At 36.4% G+C, this 2,202-nt stretch carries 5 protein-coding genes; 3 read left to right on the top strand and 2 right to left on the bottom strand.

Annotated elements, in window-relative coordinates; translation table 11 throughout:
* Positions 1–35 precede the first annotated feature (35 nt).
* On the bottom strand, positions 36–353 hold the full coding sequence (locus tag DW937_RS14535) for a DUF3847 domain-containing protein (RefSeq protein ID WP_117472336.1): 318 nt from the start codon (positions 351–353) through the stop codon (positions 36–38).
* On the opposite strand from DW937_RS14535, the gene DW937_RS14530 reads away from it, so the two are divergent.
* Positions 242–805 carry a conjugal transfer protein gene (locus tag DW937_RS14530; RefSeq protein WP_270193384.1) on the top strand — a complete coding sequence of 188 codons (564 nt, stop codon included), beginning with the start codon at positions 242–244 and terminating at the stop codon, positions 803–805. The genes DW937_RS14535 and DW937_RS14530 overlap by 112 nt on opposite strands.
* 46 nt (positions 806–851) lie before the next feature.
* On the opposite strand, the gene DW937_RS14525 is transcribed toward DW937_RS14530, so the two are convergent.
* The gene (locus tag DW937_RS14525; protein WP_005946872.1) at positions 852–1,409 is read right to left on the bottom strand and encodes a TetR/AcrR family transcriptional regulator; all 558 of its coding nucleotides are present in this window, start codon (positions 1,407–1,409) and stop codon (positions 852–854) included.
* 179 nt (positions 1,410–1,588) lie between these two features.
* On the opposite strand from DW937_RS14525, the gene DW937_RS14520 reads away from it, so the two are divergent.
* Positions 1,589–1,672, top strand: coding sequence for a 23S rRNA methyltransferase attenuation leader peptide (locus tag DW937_RS14520; RefSeq protein WP_001814874.1), 84 nt, complete (start codon positions 1,589–1,591; stop codon positions 1,670–1,672).
* Positions 1,673–1,796: 124 nt separating this feature from the next.
* A partial coding sequence (locus DW937_RS14515; RefSeq protein ID WP_120121499.1) for an rRNA adenine N-6-methyltransferase family protein occupies positions 1,797–2,202 on the top strand: 406 nt, incomplete at its 3' end.

Below are 2,202 nucleotides of genomic sequence, written 5' to 3'. Positions count from 1 at the left end.
CGCAATTTCACCGGAACGGTGTATAATTGCGCCCTTTATTCTAAAGGGTTTTGGACGTTGCTTCGTTCGTGAACGTCATGCACCATCTTTGCAAGCGCCAGCACGACTTCAGGTTGACGGAATGAGATCTTCAAAAGCTCCATCACCTGATCGTCGGTCAGTTCTCCCGGACAGACCAGAAAGCTTTCCAGCATTCCGGCACGAGTACAAAGACGGTGCACACGCTCTCTCCGGTTCAGCTCTGACATCCTGCGTTCAAGGATCTTTTCCCGGTGCTGGCAAGAGCGCAGCTTCTGCTCCGCTTTGGCTTTCTCGCTGCGGAGATAGGCAAGGTTGGTTTTCGGTTGGGTCATGGCATCACGCTCCTTTACAAAATAAAGAGCCAAACAATCAGTATACTGTAAAAGTCCATGTAGACGCTGACGGGGATATGGTAATCATTCAGAACCCTACTCTTGCACCAGCAATCGAAAAATCAGACTATGAGCCTAAGACACCAGAAGCAGACGCAAGCGTGGACGCTGATACGGTAAATGACGCTACCGCATTTCTGGAAACATTCTTTAAGCTCTATCCAACAGCCACAGAAAAAGAGCTTGCTTACTATGTATCTGGAAATGTGATTGAGCCTATCGGCAGGGACTACCTTTATTCTGAACTGGTAAACCCTATCTTTACAAAGGACGGGGATAATGTGAAAGTTAAAGTAGCTGTAAAATTCCTTGATAATCAGACAAAGGCGACACAAGTATCACAGTATGAGCTTGTGCTACATAAGGATAGCAACTGGAAGATTGTAGGATAAAAGAAAAAGGCTTGCAGTTCTGTATTGATTTGCAAGCCTAAATATATTATTTATACTTCTGGAAAATCCCGACTAATAAAGTATCTATCGCTTCAGCTAATTCAAATCTAACTTTATCTGAGGCAGAAAAAGCGTTTCCTAATTGCAAAGTTGTATAACCGTGAATTATTCCAGTAAGCATATTTAATATTTCAAGTGTTTTGTCTTTGTTAAGACTGCACGATTGGATAAGAGTAGTTAATAATGAAAGATAGTTGTTAAAAATGGTTGCTGTTTCCTCTGTTCCGTGCCACACAGCCCATTGAATTGTTTCATAAACTCCGGGGTGTTCAATCATATAGTTTAGGTATTCGATAGAAACTAACTTAATTGCTTCTTTCCCTATTTTTCCAACGGCAATTTTCATCATTCTTTCATTCATGTCACGCATACCATTATGAGCAACTTCTAAAAGAAGATTATCTAAACTTTCTATGTGATTATATAAAGATGGTGTACGAATGTTTAATTTTTGAGCAACAGCTTTTAACGAAACGTTATTTAATCCTTTTTCATCTGCTAAGTCTGATGTTGCTTTTATTACTGCTTCTTTAGTGGTTTTCATAGTTATGCACCTCATTCAAAATATCATACAAACACAATTCTAGCTAATTGAATTAGTGTAGTCAATAACACAATTAGAAAATTATGATTATTTATTGACTTTCTTAAAATTTTGTGTATAATAGGAATTGAAGTTAAATTAGATGCTAAAAATTTGTAATTAAGAAGGAGGGATTCGTCATGTTGGTATTCCAAATGCGTAATGTAGATAAAACATCTACTGTTTTGAAACAGACTAAAAACAGTGATTACGCAGATAAATAAATACGTTAGATTAATTCCTACCAGTGACTAATCTTATGACTTTTTAAACAGATAACTAAAATTACAAACAAATCGTTTAACTTCAGTATTTATTTACAGATGTAATCACTTCAGGAGTGATTACATGAACAATAATATAAAATATTCTCAAAACTTTTTAACGAGTGAAAAAGTACTCAACCAAATAATAAAACAATTGAATTTAAAAGAAACCGATACCGTTTACGAAATTGGAACAGGTAAAGGGCATTTAACGACGAAACTGGCTAAAATAAGTAAACAGGTAACGTCTATTGAATTAGACAGTCATCTATTCAACTTATCGTCAGAAAAATTAAAACTGAATACTCGTGTCACTTTAATTCACCAAGATATTCTACAGTTTCAATTCCCTAACAAACAGAGGTATAAAATTGTTGGGAGTATTCCTTACCATTTAAGCACACAAATTATTAAAAAAGTGGTTTTTGAAAGCCATGCGTCTGACATCTATCTGATTGTTGAAGAAGGATTCTACAAGCGTACCTTGG

The organism is Faecalibacterium sp. AM43-5AT, from assembly GCF_003603345.1.
Taxonomy (GTDB): Bacteria; Bacillota; Clostridia; order Oscillospirales; family Ruminococcaceae; genus Faecalibacterium; species Faecalibacterium taiwanense.
The sequence above is the reverse complement of the archived record's forward strand: the minus strand, read 5'-3'. Positions and strand labels throughout refer to the sequence as shown.

Excerpts from the sequence above, each read along its gene's own strand:
- DW937_RS14535 (WP_117472336.1), bottom strand. The coding sequence starts at position 353 with ATGACCCAACCGAAAACCAACCTTGCCTATCTCCGCAGCGAGAAAGCC.
- DW937_RS14525 (WP_005946872.1), bottom strand. The coding sequence starts at position 1,409 with ATGAAAACCACTAAAGAAGCAGTAATAAAAGCAACATCAGACTTAGCA.
- DW937_RS14520 (WP_001814874.1), top strand. The coding sequence starts at position 1,589 with ATGTTGGTATTCCAAATGCGTAATGTAGATAAAACATCTACTGTTTTG.